Source organism: Actinomadura harenae (assembly GCF_003696215.1).
GTDB classification, from domain to species: domain Bacteria; phylum Actinomycetota; class Actinomycetes; order Streptosporangiales; family Streptosporangiaceae; genus Spirillospora; species Spirillospora harenae.
On the sequence record NZ_RFFG01000046.1, the window covers coordinates 22,163 to 42,298 of the forward strand.

The following is a 20,136-nucleotide window of genomic DNA, read 5'->3' on the forward strand; positions in this document are numbered from 1 at the left end:
CACGCGCGGCCTCAGTGCGCGTCGACGTTGCCGGAACCACCGACGATGCCCTCCAGTGCCTTGGTGTACCGCCCGGCCGCGTCGTCCGGGCCGTGCCCGGCGACGATGCCCGCCGTCGCCTCCTGCAAGGCCGTCGACACCTGCGTGTAGGCGGCGAGCCCCGGCCGGAACAGCGTGATCGGCAGCACCTTCTGCGCGACGTAGGTGAGGAACGGGTCGTCCTTCAGCGCGTCGGCGTTCACGTCGTTGCGCGAGGTGACCTCGGGGTTCCCCGCGATGCGCGCCTTCACCACGTCCGGCCGGTTCAGGTACGCCAGCAGGTCGAACGCCTGCTGCGGGTACTTGGTGTGCGGGTTGATCGTGGCGATCGCCCCGCCGGACACGCTCACGAACGACTGCCCCTTGACGCCCTTGCCGGGGGCCACCGCCGGGATCAGCGCGTACCCGACCGACTGGTCGCGGTCCGCCATCTTCGCGATGCCGTCCTTGGGGTTCAGCACCGCCCGCCACAGATAGACGCCCTCCAGCAGCACGCCGATCTTGTTGTTCGCGAACTCCTCGAACGACTTGTCCCGCCCCTTCGCCTCCTCCTGGAGCTTCTTGTCACCGAGCCCGTTCGGCCCGTACAGCTGCTGGTAGAAGCCGAGGACCTGCTTCATCGCGGCCCCGCCGCCGGCCCACTTGCCGTTCGCGTAGATCTCCGCGCCCGCCCCCGCGAGCAGCGGCAGGACGCCCTGGGTCGTCGTCGCCTCGCCCATCGCCGTCCCGGCGTTGAACTGGAGCGGCGTGACGCCGGGCAGCCGCTTCAGCGCGCGCCCGGCGGCGAGGATCTCGTCCCAGCTCTTCGGCTGCCAGTTCGTGGGCAGCCCGGCCTGCGCGAACAGCTTCTTGTTGTAGAAGAGCACACGCCCGTCGGTGCTCGGGGGGATCCCGTACCGCTTGCCCTGGAACGATCCCAGCTGCTGGACGGACGAACTGATCTGCCCCCAGCCGTCCCAGGAGTCGGCGCGCGCGCCGACCACGTCCGTCAGCGGCTTGATGTAACCGGCCTGCGCGAACTCCCCGACCCAGATCCCGTCCAGGCTGACGATGTCCGCCCCCGCCTTGGACTTCAGGTCGAGCGCGGTCTTGGTCTTGTACGCCTCGTCGTCCACGCCGTAGCCGTGGTACACGACCTTGACGCGCAGGCCCTGGGCCTTCTCGGCGGCGACGAACCCGGGGATGACGGTCTTGGTGATCCACGACGCCTCGGCGTCGTTCTTGCCGCCGACGATGGCGTTGCGCGCGATCGTGAGGGTGACGGACCTGGCCTTGGCGTTGCGCTGCGGGTCGGTCGAGGACGAACCGCCCCCGCAGGACGAGACGGCCGCGCCCACCAGGAGAAAGGCGAGCGCGGCCGTGAGCCGTGAGTGGAACCGTGAGTCGAGGTGCGGATGGGGTCGGGAGCGTTCCAGCCGTCCGGAGATGTCCACGGTGACCTCCAATGGGCGTCACCGTTAACGTGACCGATGGGACGGGAGTCGTAAAGACCTAACCGATCTTCGGTTCGCCCCGCCGCCCGGTCACGGGTCGGTCAGCTCGGTGGAGCGGGCCTCGAACATCTCCATCGCCTTGCGGGTGACCGGGCCCGGAGCGGCCGGCAGCGACGTGCCGTCCACCTTCCGGATCGGCTGGACGTTCCTGGTCGTGGAGGTCAGGAACGCCTCCTCGGCCCGGTACAGCTCCGACAGCGGAAGGTCGCCCTCGACGCCGCCGCACCACTCCAGGACGAGCCCGCGCGTGACGCCCGCTAGGCAGCCCGCCTCCAGCGGTGGCGTGATCAGCTCGCCGTCCAGGACGACGAAGATGTTCGTCCCGGTGCCCTCGCACAGGTTCCCGGCGAGGTTCGCGAAGATCGCCTCGCCGCCGCCGCGCTCGCTGGCGTGCGCGAGCGCCAGCGCGTTCTCGGCGTAGGACGTCGTCTTCAGCCCGGCCAGCGCGCCGTGCTCGTTCCGCGCCCACGGGACGACGACCACGTCGGCGGTCTCCGGGAACGGGTCCTGCTCGGCCACGATGATCGTCGTGGTCGTGCCCTCGGTTCCGCGCTGCGAGCCGAGCGGTCCGGGGCCGGAGGTGTGGGTGATCCGGATGCGGGCGGACGGCCAGTCCGGGGCGGCCGCGAGCGCCGCGCGGCACCCCTCGGCGAGCTCCTCCACGTCCGGTTCGGCCAGGCCGAGCCCGGCGGCGGACCTGCCGAGCCGCTTCAGGTGACGGGTCAGCGCGAACGGCTCGCCGTCCACCGCCTTGACCGTCTCGAACACGCCGTCGCCGACCAGAACGCCGTGGTCGAAGACCGACACGACCGCCTCGTCGGGATCCAGCAGGGTCCCGTTGACCCACACCTTCGCCCGCTCACCGCTCACCGGATGCCACCTCCAGAAGCCGAGCCGCCTTCAGCTCGGTCTCGTTCCATTCTCCCAGCGGGTCGGATCCCCAGGTGATCCCGGCCCCCGTCCCGAACCGGAGCACGCCGTCCTCCGCCCAGAACGTCCGGATGCCGACCGCGAGCGCGCCGCGCCGCCGGTCCGCGTCCACCCAGCCGACCGCCCCGCAGTACGGCCCGCGCGGGACCGGCTCGAGCACCTCCAGCAGCGACAGCGCGCTCGCCTTCGGCGCGCCCGTCACCGAGCCCGGCGGGAACGTCGCCTCGATCAGCTCCGGCCACCCCGCGCCCGGCTCCAGCTCCGCCCGGACGGTCGAGACCAGGTGCACCAGCCCCGGATGCTCCTCCAGCGCGAGCAGCTCCGGCACCGTCACCGACCCGACCGCGGCGACCCGCCCGAGATCGTTCCGGACGAGGTCGACGATCATCACGTTCTCGGCGCGGTCCTTGGGCAGCAGGTCCGCCTCGGTGCGCCCGGTCCCCTTGATCGGCTTGGACGTCACGACCCGTCCGTCCCGGGCCAGGTACAGCTCGGGCGACGCGGACGCGACCGCGATCCCCGGCAGCCGCAGCGTCATCGCGTACGGCGCGGGATTCCCCCTGGCCAGCCGCCTCCCGAGGCCCGCGATGTCGGCGTCCCCGGCGAGCGGCGCGGACAGCACCCGGCACAGGTTCGCCTGGTAGACGACGCCCTCCGCGATCGTCGCGCGGATCCGCTCGACGCCCCGCATGTAGGCGCCCTGGTCCAGCGACGAGACCCACTCCCCCGGCGGCCGCCACGGGCCGTCCGGGTGCGGCGCGGGCCGGACGTCCTCGAACCGCGCGCAGGTGATCTTGCCCTCGTAGCTGACGACGACCGCCCACCAGCCGCGTGAGTCCAGCGCCGCCGGGTCGCTGGTCACCTCGGCGAGCCCGGTCGCCAGCATCCCTCCGACGTGCGCGAACATGGCTCCTGGGGCGAACATGGCCCCTAGTCTGCCGTCCCCGCGCGGGGCCGCGGCACACGGCGCGCCCGCCGGGCCGCCGCGCGCGGGCTAGTGCGAGGCCAGGACGCAGCCGAACGAGTCCGCGAGCCCCTTGAGGCCGTCCTCGGTGACGGTCAGCGCGCGTCGCTCCCGGGGGACGCGCGCGAACCAGTCGAGCTCGATCATCCGCGTGGTCAGCGCCGCGCCGAGCGCCCCGTTCAGGTGCGGACGGCGTTCCGTCCAGTCCAGGCAGGCGCCCGCGAACCGCCGCCGCGTCCGGCGCAGCGCGTCCAGGTCGAGCCCGATCTCCTCGAACCGGTGCTCGCCCTTCTCGGTCGTCGCGTACGGGATGCCGGTCTCGACCGGGCGGCCGGCGTCCGGTTCGATCATGCCGCCGTCCGCCAGGGCCGCGAACAGCGCCACCCCGGCCTCCCCGGCGAGGTGGTCGTAGCAGGTGCGGGCGGTGTGCAGCCGCCGCGCCAGCCGCGACTGCCGCAGCCCCTTCACCTCGATGTCCGGGCTGATCCGGCTGAGCGCCTCGATCACCGCGGCGACCTCCTCCCCGGCGAGCCGGTAGTACCGCCACCGGCCCTGCGCGACGACGCTCACCAGGCCGCCGTCCAGCAGCTTCGCCAGGTGCGCGCTCGCGGTCTGCGGGCTCACCCCGGCGACCCGCGCGAGTTCCCCGGCCGCCAGCGGACGGCCGTCCAGCAGCGCGGTCAGCATCGCCGCCCGCGCCCGGTCGGCCATCAGCGCGGCCACCGGGGCGATATCGGAGTCATACGCCAGGCTCATGCCTTCGAGCCTAGGCGGCGGACGCTTCGACGCCGATGGAAGCGTCCCGTGCGACCGGATCGCGTAATCCGGTTTGGGGAAGCGGCCCGGACACGCTAATGTTCTCTCTGTCGCCGGGGAAGCCCGGACGGCAGGCGGAAGTGGCTCAGGGGTAGAGCATCACCTTGCCAAGGTGAGGGTCGCGGGTTCAAATCCCGTCTTCCGCTCTGAGAGGCCGGACACGGCCTCGCTCTGGTGGAGTGGCCGAGAGGCGAGGCAACGGCCTGCAAAGCCGTGTACACGGGTTCAAATCCCGTCTCCACCTCCAAGGGCGATTAGCTCAGTGGGAGAGCGCTACCTTGACACGGTAGAGGTCACTGGTTCAATCCCAGTATCGCCCACCACACGTAAGACGGAAGCCCCGCTTCTCTTCGGAGAAGCGGGGCTTTCGCGTTCCCGGACGCCATCACCCTGACCTCGGTCCCGCACCGCGCGCCTGCGTGCCGTCCCGAGTCCCTGAGGTTCCCCGAGCCGGGTCGGCTCGGTGTGGGACACGAACAGGCAACGGATTGAACGGCCTTCTTGTCGGGTTCGCGGCGCGGTGTCACATTTCGGCCGGGATGACCGCGTGGTCGCGGTTCTCCGGGGGTCCCATCGCACTCGCCTTCTTGGAGGACCGGCCGTGGCCCGATCTCGTGTTGCCCTCCGGCGCGTCGGCGCGCTCGCCCTGGCGGCGGGCCTGCTGACCGCCGGTCTCTCCGCACCGCCCGCGTTCGCCGACGGCCCCGGATCCGGATCGCCGTGGGTCGTCACGCTCGGCGACTCCTACATCTCCGGCGAGGCGGGACGCTGGGCGGGCAACAGCAACGACGGCGAATCGCTGATCGACGCGCTGGGTCCGACGGCCTACTACGACAACGCCTCCCACACCGCCGAGCAGATCACCCGCTGCCACCGCTCACAGTCCGCCGAGGTCTACATCGGCGGCGGCGTGAACGGCATGAACCTCGCCTGCTCCGGGGCCACGACCGGCACCCACACCGACTCCAGCGGCAACTTCAAGCCCGGGATCGACTTCTACAACAGCGGCGGCAACCAGGGCCAGGCTCTGATGCTGCAGAACTTCGCCTCGTCCCACAACGTCACGATGGTCGCGGTCTCCATCGGCGGGAACGACTTCGGCTTCGGCGGCATCGTGCAGAAGTGCGTCACGGACTTCCTGACCTCGCCGTCGTGGCTGCCGAACTACTGCAACGACGACTCGGCGGTGACGTCCAACTTCACCTCGTCCAACGTCGCCGCGCAGCGGGCCAAGATCGCCCAGGCGTTCCGGAACGTCGCCCAGGCCATGACGAACGCCGGGTACTCGCCGTCCTCCTACAAGATCGTCGCGCAGGACTACCCGTCGCCGATCCCCACGAGCTCGGGCTTCCGCTACTCGCAGTCCGGCTACACCCGGCAGTCGACCGGCGGCTGCGGCTTCTGGAACAACGACGCCAACTACGCCAACTCCACCGCGCTGACGGTCATCGACCAGACGGTGGCAGGCGCGGCGTCCGACGCGGGGCTTTCCAACCTGGTGACCATGCGCCTGTCCTCGGCGTTCAACTCCCGGCGGCTGTGCGAGAACACCGTCGGCCTCGTCGAGGAGGCGGGCCTGAGCTCCTGGCGGAGCGCGGGCGCCGTGGACAAGACCGAGTGGATCAACCAGATCCGCACCGTCACCACCATCGGTTCGGACTACTACATCCAGGAGTCCATCCACCCGAACTACTGGGGCCAGCTCGCCCTGCGCAACTGCCTGCGCCAGGCGTACAACGGCGGCTCCCCCCACGGCGGCGCCTGCACCCGCGGCGGCACCGGCACCAACGCCAACGGCGAACCCCTCATGACCCTGAACTGACCCCGGACAGGTGCTGGGCCGGAACCCCGGCCCAGCACCTACCGGACCTCCCGCAACCGAACTGCTGAAGCCTGGTGGCTTGCGGCTCGGCCCGGCTGTCAGAAGTCGCCGTCGGCGACCTGGAGGACGGTGAGGCCGAGGCCGCGCCACATGGCGACGACGGTGGCGCGGTCCTCCAGAACCGCCGTGACCTGCTCGTTCGGACGGACGTGCCGCTTGTACAGCTCGGACTTGACGGTGGTGTCGCGGCGGCGGTCGCCGTCCTTGCGCATGAGCAGCGCCTCGCCGGGGACGGCGACGTGTTCAGCGAGCCAGGCACGGGTGGAGGCACGGCAGGCGTCGGACCGTCCGGTCACGTAGATGATGCCGTGGCCCGCTGCGGCGAGGGCCTGGACGACGGTGATGACGGGCGCGTTCGGGAGGTCTTCGCCGACTCGGTGCCAGTCGTACGGGGCGCGTTCGCGTGGTCCGGGACGGCGGAGCGCGACGGTGCCGTCGATGTCGACCAGGAACAGACCCCGGCTCGGCTTGGTCGGCGTCACGGAGGCTCCTTGGCGGGCTGTGCGGAGAACACGTCGGGCGGGTGCCGAACTCAACCATAGAAACCTCGCCCGTATCACCCGATATCCCGCCGGATGGAGCGTGCGCCGAGCGAGACCCGCCTGCCGGGTCACGGGTCACTGCCGGAGCGGCAGGTCGCGCTGGTACCAGGTGCCCGGCTTGCCGCCGAGGTCGGACGCGTCTGCCTCGGCTACCGGGAAGTAGGCGCGGTTCGCCGGTTCGAAGGCCAGGACGGCCCGGGTGTGGCTCGCGTCCAGCCTCGTCAGCTCGGGCATCTGCCGGCTCCTCCGGCCGTCCGGTCGCGGGTGTGGTCGGTGTCTCGGATGCCGAGGTCGACGGGGTCGGCAGGGTCGGCGGTAGGGCCCGGTCCCCGAGCGGAGCGGTCGCCGCGTTCGGGCCGGACCGGGCATCTGATCAGGCCGGTAGCGTTGGGGGGTGAGCGCCACACTTGTCGCTAAGGATCTTGTCGCCGGGCACGGCGACCGTCTGCTGTTCTCCGGCCTGGACCTGGTCGTCGCCCCCGGCGACGTCGTCGGGTTGGTCGGGGCCAACGGGGCCGGCAAGTCGTCGCTGCTGCGGCTGCTCGCCGGGGTGGACGCGCCCGAGTCCGGGAGCGTCCGGCTGAGCCCGCCGACGGCGCTGGTCGGATATCTACCGCAGGAGCCCGAGCGGCGGCCGGGCGAGACGATCGAGGCGTTCCTGGGACGCCGGACGGGCGTGACACAGGCGCAGGCCGACCTGGACGAGGCGACGACGGGCCTGGTCGACGAGGTCGAGGGCGCGGACGACGCGTACGCCGAGGCGCTGGAGCGGTGGCTCGCGCTCGGCGGCGCCGACCTGGCCGACCGGGCGGGCGAGGTCGCCGCCGAACTCGGCCTCACCGTCGATCTCGACCAGCCGATGACGTCGCTGTCGGGCGGGCAGGCGGCGCGGGCCGGACTGGCGTCGCTGCTGCTCAGCCGGTACGACGTGTTCCTGCTGGACGAGCCGACCAACGATCTCGACCTGGACGGCCTGGAGCGGCTCGAGCGGTTCGTCACCGACCTGCGGGCCGGGACGGTCCTGGTGAGCCACGACCGCGAGTTCCTGACCCGGACGGTCACCCGCGTCCTCGAACTGGACCTCGCGCAGCAGCAGATCAACGCCTATGGCGGCGGGTACGAGTCGTACCTGGCCGAGCGGGACGTCGCGCGGCGGCACGCGCGGGCCGACTACGAGGAGTACGCCGACAAGCTGTCCTCGCTCAAGGACCGGGCGCAGACGCAGCGGGCGTGGATGGACAAGGGCGTCAAGAACGCGCGCCGGAAGGCGGGCGACAACGACAAGATCGGCCGGAAGTTCCGGTCGGAGTCGAGCGAGAAGCAGGCGGCCAAGGCGCGGCAGACCGAGAAGGCGATCGAGCGGCTGGACGTCGTCGCGGAGCCGCGCAAGGAGTGGGAGCTGCGGATGGAGATCGCCGCCGCGCCGCGCTCGGGCGCGGTCGCGGCGACCCTGCGGGGCGCGGTCGTCCGGCGCGGGTCGTTCACGTTCGGCCCGGCCGACCTGGAGATCGGCTGGGCGGACCGGGTCGCGATCACGGGCGCGAACGGCGCGGGCAAGACGACGCTGCTCGGGGCGCTTCTGGGACGGATCCCGGTGGACGAGGGGCACGCCTCCCTCGGCCCCGGCGTCCTGGTCGGGGAGATCGACCAGGCGCGCGGGCTGTTCCTCGGCGACGCGGCGCTGCTGGACGCGTTCGGCGCGGCCGTCCCGGAGACGACCGCCGCGGACGTCCGGACGCTGCTGGCGAAGTTCGGCCTGCGCGCCGAGCACGTGCTGCGCCCGGCGGCCACCCTCTCCCCCGGTGAGCGGACCCGCGCGGCGCTGGCGCTGCTCCAGGCCAGGGGCGTGAACCTGCTCGTCCTGGACGAGCCGACCAACCACCTCGACCTGGCCGCGATCGAGCAGCTGGAGCAGGCGCTCGACTCCTACACCGGCACCCTGCTGCTGGTCACGCACGACCGCCGGATGCTGGACGCCGTCCGGACGACGCGGCGGCTGCGGGTCGAGCACGGAAAGGTCATCGAGCTCTGAGGCACGGCGCGGTCACCGGGCCCCCGGGTCAGGGACGAGTGGCACGGGCGGCGAGCCGGACGATCCGGGTGCGGCCGTCGCCCCTCGGCCAGATCGGGAGCCAGTCCGCGGGCCAGGCGTAGCCGGGCAGGCCGTCGCGGTGGAGCCCGGCGACGCGCGGCTCGTCCAGGGACGCGGCGGCGAAGCGGTAGAGGGCGGCGGCCCGCGCGTTGATCACGCCGTGGTCGAGCAGCCGGGGCAGGCCGCCCTCGGCGCCGACCAGCGACTCGGCGCTCAGGCCGGTGAGCGGGTAGCCCTCCGGGAAGGCCCGGCGCAGGTCGAGGAAGAAGCCGACCGTCCCCTTGCGCGGGTCGCCGAGGAGGGGGCCGAGCGGGGCCAGCGGGCCCAGCGCGAGGCGCGGGTGGGCGACCATGGCGTGCGTGTAGAGGACGCGCATGAGCGCCACGTTCATCATGAAGCGCTCGGCGGGCAGCTCGGCGAGGGCCAGCGGCAGGTGGTCCAGGTAGCCGTCCACGACGCTGGCGTTGTGCGCGCGGTACCAGGCGGCCGGGGACGGCCGGCGGAGGAACCGCTGCCAGAGCGCCACGCGCGGGTTGGCGGCCTGGACGCCGTCCAGCAGGGCGGCCTCGGTCTTGTCCTGGAGGAGGCGCTCGTTGACGGCCCGCCACCACGGGCTTCCGGGCGGATCGCCGTCCGGCGCGTTGAGGACGCCCCGGGTGATCGTCCAGCGCAGGAAGCTCAGTTCGGCCCGTCCGTACCGGGCGTAACGGCCGCGGTAGAACGCGGCGGCGAGGCGCAGGCGGGCGGACGGGGGCCCGTCCCGGACGGCGCTGACCCGCGCCGCCGCCCTCTCGGCGGCCGCACCCTCGTGTCCCACCCTTCCAGTGTGACAAAGCGTCCAGGGCCCGATTCGGGTGAGGGTTTTTCGGGTTTTTGTCCCCCTTCCGTCCTGTCCTGTTCTTCCGCTCGCGCCCCGTGCATGGTGATACTCCTCACGCGATCCGGTGAGCGGAGGGAGTCCCATGGGCATCGACGACCTGACTCGGCGCGGGTTCCTCGCGGGAACGGCGGGCGCGGCCGCCGTCCTGGCGGCGGGCGGCACGGAGGCCGACGCGGCGGCGTCCACCAGGGCCCCCGTCTCGAAGCTGCCGGAGCCGTCGAAATCGGGCATCGACCACATCGTCGTCGTGATGATGGAGAACCGCTCCTTCGACCACTACCTCGGCTGGCTCCCGGGCGCGGACGGCAGGCAGGACGGCCTGACCTTCACCGACGCCCAGGGCGGGAAGCACGCCACGCACCACCTGACCGTCCCGTGGGGCTGCGGCTTCAACGACCCCGACCACTCCTACGGCGGCGGACGCGTCGAGTACAACGGCGGCAAGTGCGACGGCTGGCTGCGCGCCGGGCACAACGACGTGTTCTCGATCGGCTACTACAAGGGCGCCGACCTGGGCTTCCACGGCCACGCCGCCCGCGACTGGACGGTCTGCGACCGCTACTTCCCGGCGATCATGTCGTCCACCTTCCCGAACCGGATCTTCCAGCACGCGGCGCAGACCGACCGGACGTCCAACACCTTCACGATCTCCCAGCTCACCACCATCTGGGACCGCCTGAAGGCGAAGAAGGTCTCCTGCCGCTACTACTTCAGCGACGTCCCGTTCACCGGGCTCTGGGGCCTGAAGCACCTGGACGTCAGCCGGAACATCGGCGAGTTCTACGCCGACGCCAAGGCCGGGCGCCTGCCCGCCGTCAGCTTCGTCGAGCCCGGGTTCCTCGGCGAGGCGCTGCCCGGCATGTCCGAGGACGAGCACCCGCTCGCCGACATCCGCCTCGGCCAGAGCTTCCTCAACCGGGTCTACACGGCCGTCACGACGTCCCCGAACTGGCCCCGCACCCTCTTCGTGATCAACTACGACGAGTGGGGCGGCTTCTTCGACCACGTCCCGCCGCCCACCGGCCCGGACCCGCGCCCCGACCTCGGCACCGGCCTGCGCGGCTTCCGCGTCCCCTGCCTGCTGATCTCCCCCCGCGCCCGGCGGCGGTCGATCGCCCACGAGGTCTACGACCACACGTCCGTCCTCAAGGCCATCGAGTGGCGCTGGGGCCTGAAGCCCCTGTCCGTCCGGGACGCCGCCGCCCGCAACATCGCCGAGGTCCTCGACTTCCACGCCAAGCCGAACCTGCACGCCCCGCGCTACTCGGTCCCCCAGCCGACCACGCTCGGCTGTATCGAGCCCCACGCCCACACCGGCGACGACTGGCACGATCTGGCCGCCTACGCCACCCGCCACGGCTTCGCCGCCCGGCACCGCTGAGGGCCGCCGACCACCTGGCGGAACGGGCCTCTCCGGGGGTCGAGCCGCTGATCAGCTCGGCTCCGATGTCACGAGCACTCGGAATCCACGCTAAAGTTTTCCTTGTCGCCGCGAGGGACCGGCCCGAAAGGGAAGGCACCGAGCAGCACACGCGGAAGTGGCTCAGGGGTAGAGCATCACCTTGCCAAGGTGAGGGTCGCGGGTTCAAATCCCGTCTTCCGCTCTCCGGATCACCCTCCCAGGGTGGACGTTCCGGGCGATTAGCTCAGTGGGAGAGCGCTACCTTGACACGGTAGAGGTCACTGGTTCAATCCCAGTATCGCCCACCAGCAGGCATGAATCTCAGGCCCTGTTCCCTCACGGGAACGGGGCCTTTGGCTTTCTCCGACGCGATTCGATCATCGTGAGGGCCGACGTAATGATCACGTCCGGCCTCCGGAGAACCTAGTCCCGGGGGCGCGTGAGCGCGTCGGTGAAGTCGGCCAGCAGCCCCTGGAAACGCTCGCGGTCCGCCGGGGGCAGGGCCGTCAGGGCGTCGGCGATGACGGCTTCGGCCTTCGGCGTGACCGTCGCGAGCGTGTCGCGTCCTGTGGCGGTCAGGTGGTTGTCCACGATGCGGCCGCGTCCCGCGCTGCGCTCGACGAGGCCCCGGTCCTGGAGACGCTGGAGCAGTCCCCCGAGCGTCTGCGGGGTGTGGAACGTGGCCCTGGCCAGTTCGGACGCCGAGGCGCCCGGCTGCCGCTCCACCTCCCGCAGCACGGCCCACAGGCCCAGGTTGAGGTCGAACGGGCGCAGGGCCTCGTCGAGGCGCTGCGCCAGCACGTGCTGCGCGCGCTTGAGCGTCAGGCCGAATTCGACCACCGGGGACCTGTCCGGGGCGGGGTCACTGTTCATGGCCACGGCCAGAAGCTATCAGGCGCCTTCCATGGTCCGAGCTCGGGTGCGCCGGGTGGGGTGCGGTACGGTCCGACGCCGGCGCGGGGCCGGCGTCGGACCGTTCGTGGGGAGTTCAGCCGATGGCAGCGGGCTGTGGTTCCGGCGTGCGGGGTGCGGACCGGTGCAGGCCCTTGCGGTCGTAGAGGCGGGTGACGGCGAGACCGAGGGCCAGTGAGAGGGCGAAGCCGATCCCCGTCATGGTCCAGGCGCGGCCGAGCCCGGCATCGGCCTGGGCGCCGAAGTAGAGGATGGACCGGACGCCGTCGACCACCTGGCGGAAGGGCTCGAAGTCGGCCAGGAACCGGTAGAAGGAGGGCAGTGCCTCCAGTGGGATGGTGCCGCCGGCGGACGGGATGGCCAGCCCGATCAGCACGAGCATGGAGACGATGGGGCCCGGCGTGCCGAAGGCGGCGAGCAGGCCCAGGGCGGTGATGCCCATCGCGGCCGTGGCGCACGATCCGAAGAACCACAGCAGTGGCAGGTGGGAGGCGTCGATACCGATGACGCCCACGGCCGCCGCCATGGCCAGTGCCGAGGTCAGCATCGACAGGACGACCATGAGTACCGAGCCGACCGCGAAGTGACGGACCCGGCTGATGTGCTGGGCGGGCTTGAGGGAGCGGAACGGGCCCCTGTCGTTCGCGATCCAGCCGAGGGTCGCGTCCAGGCGGGAGTGGATCACGTTGGCGCCGAGCATGCCGCCGAGGACGAGGACGAGGGTGTAGAAGAACGCGCTCAACCCGAGGCCGCTGTGGTGGCCGAGCGGGTGCCCGTCCTTGACCACGGACTTGACCGGGTCGGCGATCATCAGCTGCGCCGCCGCGCTCTGCGTGGTGGGCCGTCCGGCGGTGCCGGACGGCGTCTGCTGTGCGGTTTGCCGGGTCAGCTGCTGGGTGAGTTGCTGCCCCACCTGGGCGGAGGTGGTCTGGACGACCTTGCGGTTGATCTCGGTGGCCATGGAGGAGCCGAAGCTTCCGGCGGCGGGGTTGGTCAGCACCGTCATGGTCGGCGGGTGGGGCTGCTGCTGGGCCGGGCTGGCGAGGGCCGCCACGGAGGCGGAGAAGTTCTCCGGGATGACGAGCGCCCCGAAGGCCTTGTCCTTGCCCAGGAGGTCGTCGGCGGTGCGGCGGTCGACCTGCTTCCAGGCGATCTTGCCCTTCAGATCGGGGGCGTTGGTGGTCTGCGAGGCGATCTGCGCGCCGAGGTTGATCTGCCTGCCGGCGACCTGGGTGCCCCGGTCGGCGTTGACCAGGGCGATCGGCAGGTCCTTCATCGAGCCGACCGGGTCGTTGTTGGCGCCCAGGTAGAGCAGCGACAGGACGAACGACAGCAGGCCGAGGATCAGCGCCGAGGACAGCCACAGGCTCCGGCGGCGCAGCAGCCTGCGCTCGCTCGTCCTGAAGGTGTGGGTCGGCTCGGTCATGGGTGCTCCAGTTGCGGTGTCGCGCCCGCAGCGGTGCTGAGGTGCGGAGGGTGGTGTTTCCAGTGTTCCGGCTGGTCGACAGTCTTCTGGAAAGCTTTACTTTCCACTACGATAGTCGAACTATCGGATATTGGCCCCCACCTGGACATATGGGAGAATGGTCACACACAGGAAGCGAGCGAGCACATGAGGATTTCCGACCTGAGCCGCCTGTCCGGGACACCGGTCGGGACGATCAAGTACTACCTGCGGGAGGGCCTGCTGCCACCCGGACGGCCCCTCGGGGCCACCCTGACCCTGTACGGCGAGGAGCACGTCCAGCGCCTGCGGCTGATCCGCGCCCTGACCTCCCGCGGTGGCCTGTCCATCGCCGCCACCCGCGACGTGCTCGCGGCGATCGACCAGCCGCTCGATCCTCTCGCCACGCTCGGCGTCGTCCACTACGCGCTGCCCACCCCCGTGGACGCCGCCGAGGCGGACGCCGTGGACGAGCAGTCGCTGCGGGTCGATGAGCTTCTGGCCGCGATGGGATGGGAGGTTTCCCCGGAGTCGCCGCACCGGCGCGCGCTCGCCGCGAGCCTGATGGACCTCAGCCGCCTCGGCATGGAGTACGGCACCGAGGACCTGCTGCCTTACGCCGAACTGGCCGCCGCCGCCGCCAGGCTCGACCTCGACCGGCTCGAGAACATCGAAGACCGCCTCCGGCTCGCCGAGCACGCCGCGATCGTCGTCCTGCTCCTCGAACCGGTTCTGGCGGTCCTGCGACGCCTCGCCCAGGAGGACGAGTCCCGCCGCCGGACCGCCTGGGCCCGCACGACCGACGGCGCCGGCCCACGGCCCGACCCGCACCCAGCCGACGGCCGCTGAACTCCCCTCGGCTCGGATCGTCGCACCGGGACATGCGAGCCGGGAGGCGGCGGGGTCAGGTGGGAACCACCGGGCACCGCTCGCCCGCCGACCAGAAGATCTGCTCGTCTCGAGCAGCGCACACCCGCCTGCCCGGCCACAGACTCCACCGCGGCCTTGGGCGCATCCCCGCACCGGGGCACCCATTTGTGAGCGGTACGTGCCGCAGCAGAACGTCACACAGAGCTACTTCGGGACCGGTGGCATGGACCCTAGTCCCGGGCCTCCGTGGGCAGGGCGCTTGATTTCGGGTCGAGCACCAGCAGCGGGATGTGCCGGTCGGTCTTCTCCCGGTACTCGGCGTAGGACGGGAACGCCTTCTCAGCCCGCTCCCACCACTCGGCCCGCTCCGCGCCCTCGACCTCGCGCGCGACGAAGACCTTCGTCACGGTCCCGTCCTGGAGCAGGAACTCGGGGTGGGCCTTGATGTTGTAGTACCAGGTCGGATGCCCGGGAGCGCCGCGCTTGGACGCGATGACGGCGTACCGGCCGTCGTGCTCCACGCGCATCACCGGCGTGTACCGGAGCCTTCCGCTCTTCGCGCCGCGCAGTGTCATGAGCACGATCGGCGACCCGCCGATCTGCAGGCCTTCCGTGGTCCCCGATTCCAGGATCCGCTTGGTCTGCTCTCGCGCGTGCTCTGAGAGGGGCATCTCCACGATCTCGTCTGCCATGGCCTCGTTCTCCTTTCTGTCCGCGTTCTCAGGCCTCGTCCGCCGGCAACGCGGGCGGGTAGGGCGCGCCGATGACGGCGGAGCGGCTGACGTCCTCCCAGGCGGTCGCCTCGGCGATCTGCCGCCGCGAGTAGTCGAGGGACATGTCGACGGCGTTCGCGCCGAGGAGCAGGTGCGTGGGCGGGTCGCCGCGCTTGACGACCCGGACGACGATCTCCGCCGCCCGCGCCGGGTCGCCCGCGGGACCGGGGCCGCCGCCGCGCTTGAGCATGGCGCCGATCGTGGGGTCGTAGTCCGCGGGGATGTCGTGGACCGTCATCGAGGAGCCGTTGGCGTCGGTCGCGAAGTAGCTCGGCTCGACCGTGAGGACGCCGACGCCGAACGGCGCGGTCTCCGCCGCGAGCGCCCGGCTGAACCCGTCGACGGCGAACTTGGCCGCCTGGTAGCTCGCGACGCCCGGGACTCCGCCGACGCGTCCGCGCGCCGAGGAGATCTGCACGATCAGGCCGCCGCCCTGGGCGCGCAGGAGCGGGATCACCGTTCTGGAGACGTTGTAGACGCCCCAGAAGTTGGTCTCGAACTGGGTGCGGAAGTCCTGGTCGTCGCCTGTTTCGATCGGGGCGACGTTGGTGTATCCGGCGTTGTTGACGACGACGTCGAGCCTGCCGAAGCGCGCGGCGGCGTCCTTCACCGCGGCCTGGACGGCGCCGGGGTCCGTCACGTCCAGGTCGAGCGCGAGCAGCCGGTCGCCGTGGGACTCGACGAGGCCCGCGAGCCGCTCCGGACGGCGCGCCGTGGCGACGACGCGGTCGCCCGCGTCGAGGGCGGCCTGGACGAGGGCACGCCCGAGACCGCGTGAGGAGCCTGTGATGAACCATGTCTGCGCCTGCCGCATGCCGGTCACCTCTTCCCTCCAAGGCTTTGAAGTCACCTTCGTCATTGAAGGTGCCTTCAATGGCAGCGTACGTCGGCCCGCGCCGTGCGTCCAGAGTCGTCCGGAACGGCGTTCGGAGGAGCGTTCGGAGGAGCGCTGCGTGAGGGGGTCGCGGCGGCTGGTGATCATGGTGCCGGACGATCCGGATTCGGGCGTACCTACTGGTCGGAAGGGTGTGCGCGCCGAGTCCGCCGGGTGACACACTGCGGGCGGGGGACGGGTTCGTCGGGGGCGATGACTTTGGGTGGAGGAGATCCATGGCGCAGATCACGCGGCGCTCCGAGAAGGAGCCGCTGCTGAAGACGACGTTCCTCTCACACGGAACGCTGGAGGTGATCGACCTCCAGAAGTCGCGGCGCTTCTACGAGGAGGTGCTCGGGCTGGAGGTGATCCAGCACGCGCCGATCGGGCTCCTCGTGCGGCTCGGCAGCGACCACGTGTACGTGTGCGTCGAGACGCCGAAGGCGGAGCAGCACGACATGCCGCTGCTCGGGCACAACGGCCTCGACGTGGGCAGCCGCGAGGACGTCGACGACGCGCACGCGAAACTCTCGGCCGTCCGCGAGGAGTACGGCATCCGGAAGCTGACGCGTCCCGTCGACCAGCACGGGACGTACGCGTTCTACGTGCAGGACCTCGACCGCAACTGGTGGGAGATCGGGCACCTCCCGCCCGGTGGCCACATGTTCCGCTTCGCGGACCCCAAGTACGACCTCACCGCCGAGGACGCGCCCGTGGCGCAGACCGACTGACACCAGGGACTTCTCGACGGCGGCGGCGCCCGCGATTCCTACGCGGGTGTCGCCGCCGCCGCGCGTTGGGAGGGCGGCGGTCAGCGCTTCGTGACGGCTCGGAACGACCTGGTGAGGCGGGCGAGTCCCGCGGGGACGCGGTCGGTGGGGATCGCGCCGTAGCCGAGGACGATCCCGGGCCGCGGCGTCTCGTGGCAGTAGGACGCCAGGTCCTCGACGGCGACGCCGAGGCGGCGGGCCTCGGTCACGACCGCCGGGATGTCGGCGGGCGCGTCCGGTCTGAGGACGGCGCACACGTGCAGCCCCGCCGTCGACGGGACCGGGTCGAGCCACTCGGCCAGGTCGCCGGCGAGGGCCTCGGTGATCAGCTCGTGGCGCGCGGCGTAGGTCCGGGTGGCCTTGCGGACGTGGCGTGGCAGCTCGCCCGAGTCGATGAAGCGGGCGAGCGCGGCCTGCGTGACAGGGTCGCCGTGCCAGTCGGTGAGCCGCTTGACCGCGTGCAGCGCCGGCCGCAGTGAGGCGGGCGCGATGAGGAAGCCGACGCGCAGCAGCGGCAGCAGGGTCTTGGAGAAGGTGCCGACGTAGACGACGCGTCCGGCGCGGTCGAGGCTGTGGAGCGGGTCCAGGGGACGGTCGGAGAAGCGGAACTCGCTGTCGTAGTCGTCCTCGACGATCACGGCGTCGTGGCGTCCGGCCCAGTCGAGCAAGGCGGCGCGGCGGGCCAGGGACATGGGCGTGCCCAGCGGGAACTGGTGCGAGGGCGTCACGTAGACCAGGCGCGCGCCGCCCGGGAGAGCGTTCACGTCGAGGCCCTCGCGGTCGACGGGGACCGACACGACGCGGGCGCCGAGGGAGTGGAACAGGTGCCGGGCCGGCGGGTAGCCGGGGTCCTCGACGGCCACGACGTCGCCGGGGTCGATGAGGACGCGTCCGACGAGGTCGAGGGCCTGCTGCGCGCCGTGGGTGACCAGGACGTCGGCGGCGGTGGCGCGCACCGACCGTGAGCGTCCGATGGAGCGGGCGACGGCCTCGCGGAGGCCGTGGTGTCCGGCGGCGTCGCGGTATCCGGCGGTCCTGATGGTCGCGGCGCGCCACTCCGCGGTGAGGAGCCGCCTCCAGACGGGGAGCGGGAACAGCTCCGGGTCCGGTGTGCCCACGCCGAAGTCGTAGAGGGGCGTTTCCGGTTCGACCGTCCGGGGTCCGGGCGGGACGTCCCAGAGCGGACGCGGACGCGCCGCGTCGCCGTCGCGGACGGCGCGGGGACTCCCGACGGGGGCGGCGCCGACGAACGTGCCGGATCCGACGCGGGCGACCAGCAGGCCCTCGGCGGTCAGCCGTTCGTAGGCGACGGAGACGGTGTTGCGGGAGACGTCCAGGCGGCGGGCGAGCTCGCGTGTCGGGGGCAGGCGCTCGCCGGGACGCAGGCGTCCGTCCAGGATCGCGTCCAGGAGCTGCCGGTGGATGCGGGTGGCGAGGTCGCCGGGCCCGTCCAGGCCGAGGTGGAGGTCGATCGCGATTGGCCCATCGTGTTATGCGGATATTGGCACTTCAGGTCGCCAATCGGAGGCCGTTGACTGGTATCGAACGAAATCGAGAACGACCTAGGAGTACCCCCGTGACCCCCGTCGACATGTGGTTCGACCCGAAGTGCCCCTGGGCCTGGAACACCTCCCGCTGGCTGCTGGAGGTGGAGAAGGTCCGCGATGTCGACGTGCGCTTCCACGTGATGAGCCTGTGGCTGCTGAACGACGGCCGCGAGGACCTGGAGGAGTGGTACGCGCGGTGGCTGTCCGACACGCTCGGGCCCGTCCGCGTGGCGATCGCCGTCGAGCAGAAGTACGGAACGCCCACCCTCACCGACCTCTACACCGCACTCGGCAACCGCATCCACCACGAGAAGATGCCGATCGGGCGGGACCTGTACGAGAGCGCCCTGTACGAGGTGGGCCTGGACCGCCGCCTCGCCGACGCCGCCGACACCGACGAGTTCGACGAGGCCCTCCGGCTGAGCCACCACACGGGCCTCGACCCGGTGGGTGAGAACCTCGGAACCCCCGCGATCCATGTTCCTGGCCCGGACGGCAAGGTCAACGCGTTCTTCGGACCGGTCGTCACGCCCGTCCCGCGCGGCGAGGACGCCGGACGCCTCTGGGACGGCGTCCTGCTCGTCACCGGCGCGCCCGGCTTCTACGAGCTGAAGCGCGGACGCACCGAATCCCCCCGCGTCGATTGAGCCGGGTCCTTCCGCCGGCCGGGCCCGCGCGCGTCCTGGCGCTCGGCCAGCTGGCGAACTCGATCGGCGACGGCGCGTTCTACGCCACCTCGGCGCTGTTCTTCACCCGGGTCGTCGGCCTCTCGCCGTCCCGGGTGGGGCTCGCCCTGACCATCGGCTGGACGTGCGGGATACTGGCCGGGGTCCCCCTCGGCCAGGTCGCCGACCGGTGGGGCCCGCGCCGGACGACGGTGACGCTGGCGCTCGCGACCTCGGCGTCCCTCGGCGCGCTGCTCGCCGTGCGGTCCTTCCCGCTGTTCCTGCTGGTCGTGTGCGTGTACGCGTGCTGCCAGGGCGGCCTGAACTCCGCCCGGCAGGCGCTGCTCGCCGGCCTGGTGGAACCGGAACGGCGGACGGTGGTGCGCGCCCACCTCCAGTCGACGCTCAACGCGGGACTGGCCCTGGGCGCCGGGCTGGGCGGACTGGCCCTGACGTTCGACGACACCGCGTCCTACCTGGCCGTCCTCGCCATGGACGCGGTGAGCTTCGCCGTCGCGGCGCTCGTCCTCCGGCGGCTCCCCGAGGTCGTCAAGGGTGAGGTGGAGGAGACGGACGGGCGGCGGGCCGGTGGGCCGCGGGTGGCGGTGCTGCGTGACCGTCCGTACGCGATGCTCATGGTGCTGAGCGCCGTCATGTACCTGAACATGCCGCTTCTCAGCCTCGGGCTGCCGCTGTGGATCGTCGGGCGCACCGACGCGCCGGGCTCGACGGCCGCCGTGATCCTCGTGCTCAACATGGTCACCGTCGTGGTGTTCCAGGTCAGGGTGGCCGAGCGGGTGGACGGGCCGCGCGCCGCCGCCCGGGCCTCGCGGCGGGCCGGGGCGCTGATGATCGTCGCCTGCGCGGTCTTCGCGTCGTCAGCGGCCTCCGTGGGGGCGGCCGCCGCCGTCGCGATCCTGCTGGCCGGGGCGCTGGTCCAGGCGTTCGCCGAGATGCTGCACAGCGCGAGCGCCGCCGAACTCGGCTTCGGACTCGCACCGGACGGACGTCAGGGCCAGTACCAGGGCTTCTTCGGCATGGCCCCGCAGCTCGCGCGGATGGCGGGCCCGACGGTCCTGACCACGCTGCTGCTCGGGTGGGGAACCCCGGGCTGGGTGGCCCTGGGCGCGGTGTTCCTGGTCGGCGGGCTCGCGGTGGGACCGGTCGTCCGCCTCGCGGTGAACCGCGCGGGGACGGGCCGGACGGTGCGCCCGGCCGTCGCCGAGCGCGCCGTCCGGTGA

19 protein-coding genes and 5 tRNA genes are annotated in these 20,136 nt (G+C 71.8%); 12 read left to right on the forward strand and 12 right to left on the reverse strand.

All coding sequences use genetic code 11. The annotated features are described in order from the left end of the window. Positions 1 to 11 precede the first annotated feature (11 nt). From EBO15_RS24170 to EBO15_RS24185, 4 genes are all read right to left on the reverse strand, one after another. Positions 12 to 1,484 (reverse strand): extracellular solute-binding protein, encoded by a 1,473-nt coding sequence (locus tag EBO15_RS24170; protein ID WP_233616402.1) that lies wholly within the window; start codon positions 1,482 to 1,484, stop codon positions 12 to 14. A 78-nt stretch (positions 1,485 to 1,562) separates the two neighbouring features. Beyond that, positions 1,563 to 2,402, reverse strand: a complete 840-nt coding sequence (locus EBO15_RS24175; protein WP_122196731.1) for an aminotransferase class IV — start codon at positions 2,400 to 2,402, stop codon at positions 1,563 to 1,565. After that, positions 2,392 to 3,387 (reverse strand): chorismate-binding protein, encoded by a 996-nt coding sequence (locus EBO15_RS24180; protein ID WP_233616403.1) that lies wholly within the window; start codon positions 3,385 to 3,387, stop codon positions 2,392 to 2,394. Before EBO15_RS24180 ends, EBO15_RS24175 begins: the two co-directional genes overlap by 11 nt. Positions 3,388 to 3,456: 69 nt before the next feature. Continuing rightward, a complete protein-coding gene (locus EBO15_RS24185; protein ID WP_122196733.1) occupies positions 3,457 to 4,182 on the reverse strand; it encodes an ArsR/SmtB family transcription factor in 726 nt (241 codons plus the stop codon). A gap of 134 nt (positions 4,183 to 4,316) precedes the next feature. Between EBO15_RS24185 and EBO15_RS24190 the strand changes: the two genes are divergently transcribed. The 4 genes from EBO15_RS24190 to EBO15_RS24205 all read left to right on the forward strand — a co-directional run bounded on the left by EBO15_RS24190 (position 4,317) and on the right by EBO15_RS24205 (position 6,064). Then, positions 4,317 to 4,388, forward strand: a tRNA-Gly gene (locus tag EBO15_RS24190). Positions 4,389 to 4,415: 27 nt separating this feature from the next. Then, positions 4,416 to 4,489: transfer RNA gene (locus EBO15_RS24195), tRNA-Cys, on the forward strand. 1 nt (position 4,490) lies between these two features. Next, positions 4,491 to 4,565, forward strand: a tRNA-Val gene (locus EBO15_RS24200). A 278-nt stretch (positions 4,566 to 4,843) separates the two neighbouring features. After that, positions 4,844 to 6,064, forward strand: a complete 1,221-nt coding sequence (locus tag EBO15_RS24205; RefSeq protein ID WP_199744775.1) for an SGNH/GDSL hydrolase family protein — start codon at positions 4,844 to 4,846, stop codon at positions 6,062 to 6,064. 98 nt (positions 6,065 to 6,162) lie between these two features. Here the strand turns inward: EBO15_RS24205 and EBO15_RS24210 are convergent, their stop codons facing one another. Both EBO15_RS24210 and EBO15_RS44385 read right to left on the reverse strand, forming a co-directional pair. Then, positions 6,163 to 6,606 carry a phosphatase domain-containing protein gene (locus tag EBO15_RS24210; protein WP_122196734.1) on the reverse strand — a complete coding sequence of 148 codons (444 nt, stop codon included), beginning with the start codon at positions 6,604 to 6,606 and terminating at the stop codon, positions 6,163 to 6,165. A 135-nt stretch (positions 6,607 to 6,741) separates the two neighbouring features. Continuing rightward, complete coding sequence (locus EBO15_RS44385; protein WP_158628343.1) at positions 6,742 to 6,900, reverse strand: hypothetical protein; 159 nt, start codon at positions 6,898 to 6,900, stop codon at positions 6,742 to 6,744. 160 nt (positions 6,901 to 7,060) lie between these two features. Between EBO15_RS44385 and EBO15_RS24215 the strand changes: the two genes are divergently transcribed. Continuing rightward, positions 7,061 to 8,698, forward strand: coding sequence for an ABC-F family ATP-binding cassette domain-containing protein (locus EBO15_RS24215; RefSeq protein WP_122196735.1), 1,638 nt, complete (start codon positions 7,061 to 7,063; stop codon positions 8,696 to 8,698). 28 nt (positions 8,699 to 8,726) lie between these two features. Here EBO15_RS24215 and EBO15_RS24220 read toward each other — a convergent pair whose 3' ends face one another. Next, positions 8,727 to 9,575 carry a hypothetical protein gene (locus EBO15_RS24220; RefSeq protein ID WP_122196736.1) on the reverse strand — a complete coding sequence of 283 codons (849 nt, stop codon included), beginning with the start codon at positions 9,573 to 9,575 and terminating at the stop codon, positions 8,727 to 8,729. Between the two features lie 145 nt (positions 9,576 to 9,720). On the opposite strand from EBO15_RS24220, the gene EBO15_RS24225 reads away from it, so the two are divergent. The 3 genes from EBO15_RS24225 to EBO15_RS24235 all read left to right on the forward strand — a co-directional run bounded on the left by EBO15_RS24225 (position 9,721) and on the right by EBO15_RS24235 (position 11,348). Further along, on the forward strand, positions 9,721 to 11,019 hold the full coding sequence (locus tag EBO15_RS24225; RefSeq protein ID WP_122196737.1) for an alkaline phosphatase family protein: 1,299 nt from the start codon (positions 9,721 to 9,723) through the stop codon (positions 11,017 to 11,019). 151 nt (positions 11,020 to 11,170) lie between these two features. Continuing rightward, positions 11,171 to 11,242 (forward strand) — tRNA-Gly (locus EBO15_RS24230). Positions 11,243 to 11,273: 31 nt separating this feature from the next. Further along, positions 11,274 to 11,348, forward strand: a tRNA-Val gene (locus EBO15_RS24235). 115 nt (positions 11,349 to 11,463) lie between these two features. Here EBO15_RS24235 and EBO15_RS24240 read toward each other — a convergent pair. Next, entirely contained in the window at positions 11,464 to 11,913 is a 450-nt protein-coding gene (locus EBO15_RS24240; protein ID WP_122196738.1) for a MarR family winged helix-turn-helix transcriptional regulator, read from the reverse strand. 115 nt (positions 11,914 to 12,028) lie between these two features. Next, positions 12,029 to 13,378 (reverse strand): YhgE/Pip domain-containing protein, encoded by a 1,350-nt coding sequence (locus EBO15_RS24245; RefSeq protein WP_122196739.1) that lies wholly within the window; start codon positions 13,376 to 13,378, stop codon positions 12,029 to 12,031. A 186-nt stretch (positions 13,379 to 13,564) separates the two neighbouring features. On the opposite strand from EBO15_RS24245, the gene EBO15_RS24250 reads away from it, so the two are divergent. After that, positions 13,565 to 14,245 carry a MerR family transcriptional regulator gene (locus tag EBO15_RS24250; protein ID WP_122196740.1) on the forward strand — a complete coding sequence of 227 codons (681 nt, stop codon included), beginning with the start codon at positions 13,565 to 13,567 and terminating at the stop codon, positions 14,243 to 14,245. 251 nt (positions 14,246 to 14,496) lie between these two features. Here EBO15_RS24250 and EBO15_RS24255 read toward each other — a convergent pair whose 3' ends face one another. Beyond that, positions 14,497 to 14,958, reverse strand: coding sequence for a nitroreductase family deazaflavin-dependent oxidoreductase (locus EBO15_RS24255; protein WP_122196741.1), 462 nt, complete (start codon positions 14,956 to 14,958; stop codon positions 14,497 to 14,499). Between the two features lie 28 nt (positions 14,959 to 14,986). Beyond that, positions 14,987 to 15,853, reverse strand: a complete 867-nt coding sequence (locus EBO15_RS24260) for an SDR family NAD(P)-dependent oxidoreductase (RefSeq protein ID WP_122196765.1) — start codon at positions 15,851 to 15,853, stop codon at positions 14,987 to 14,989. Between the two features lie 296 nt (positions 15,854 to 16,149). Here EBO15_RS24260 and EBO15_RS24265 point away from each other — a divergent pair, with 296 nt between their 5' ends. Further along, positions 16,150 to 16,644: a VOC family protein gene (locus tag EBO15_RS24265; protein ID WP_122196742.1), complete on the forward strand. Its 495-nt coding sequence runs from the start codon at positions 16,150 to 16,152 to the stop codon at positions 16,642 to 16,644. 80 nt (positions 16,645 to 16,724) lie between these two features. On the opposite strand, the gene pdxR is transcribed toward EBO15_RS24265, so the two are convergent. Beyond that, the gene (gene pdxR / locus EBO15_RS24270) at positions 16,725 to 18,161 is read right to left on the reverse strand and encodes a MocR-like pyridoxine biosynthesis transcription factor PdxR (protein ID WP_456047878.1); all 1,437 of its coding nucleotides are present in this window, start codon (positions 18,159 to 18,161) and stop codon (positions 16,725 to 16,727) included. Positions 18,162 to 18,259: 98 nt separating this feature from the next. Here pdxR and EBO15_RS24275 point away from each other — a divergent pair, with 98 nt between their 5' ends. Then, positions 18,260 to 18,877: a mycothiol-dependent nitroreductase Rv2466c family protein gene (locus EBO15_RS24275; RefSeq protein WP_378237275.1), complete on the forward strand. Its 618-nt coding sequence runs from the start codon at positions 18,260 to 18,262 to the stop codon at positions 18,875 to 18,877. Then, positions 18,874 to 20,136 carry an MFS transporter gene (locus tag EBO15_RS24280; protein ID WP_122196744.1) on the forward strand — a complete coding sequence of 421 codons (1,263 nt, stop codon included), beginning with the start codon at positions 18,874 to 18,876 and terminating at the stop codon, positions 20,134 to 20,136. The genes EBO15_RS24275 and EBO15_RS24280 overlap by 4 nt, the downstream gene beginning before the upstream one ends.

Bases quoted from the DNA above. Each gene is read 5' to 3' on its own strand.
- EBO15_RS24260 (WP_122196765.1), bottom strand. From the start codon at position 15,853: ATGCGGCAGGCGCAGACATGGTTCATCACAGGCTCCTCACGCGGTCTC.
- EBO15_RS24180 (WP_233616403.1), bottom strand. From the start codon at position 3,387: ATGTTCGCCCCAGGAGCCATGTTCGCGCACGTCGGAGGGATGCTGGCG.
- EBO15_RS24225 (WP_122196737.1), top strand. From the start codon at position 9,721: ATGGGCATCGACGACCTGACTCGGCGCGGGTTCCTCGCGGGAACGGCG.
- EBO15_RS24265 (WP_122196742.1), top strand. From the start codon at position 16,150: ATGGCGCAGATCACGCGGCGCTCCGAGAAGGAGCCGCTGCTGAAGACG.
- EBO15_RS24255 (WP_122196741.1), bottom strand. From the start codon at position 14,958: ATGGCAGACGAGATCGTGGAGATGCCCCTCTCAGAGCACGCGCGAGAG.
- EBO15_RS24240 (WP_122196738.1), bottom strand. From the start codon at position 11,913: ATGAACAGTGACCCCGCCCCGGACAGGTCCCCGGTGGTCGAATTCGGC.
- EBO15_RS44385 (WP_158628343.1), bottom strand. From the start codon at position 6,900: ATGCCCGAGCTGACGAGGCTGGACGCGAGCCACACCCGGGCCGTCCTG.
- EBO15_RS24245 (WP_122196739.1), bottom strand. From the start codon at position 13,378: ATGACCGAGCCGACCCACACCTTCAGGACGAGCGAGCGCAGGCTGCTG.
- EBO15_RS24185 (WP_122196733.1), bottom strand. From the start codon at position 4,182: ATGAGCCTGGCGTATGACTCCGATATCGCCCCGGTGGCCGCGCTGATG.
- EBO15_RS24250 (WP_122196740.1), top strand. From the start codon at position 13,565: ATGAGGATTTCCGACCTGAGCCGCCTGTCCGGGACACCGGTCGGGACG.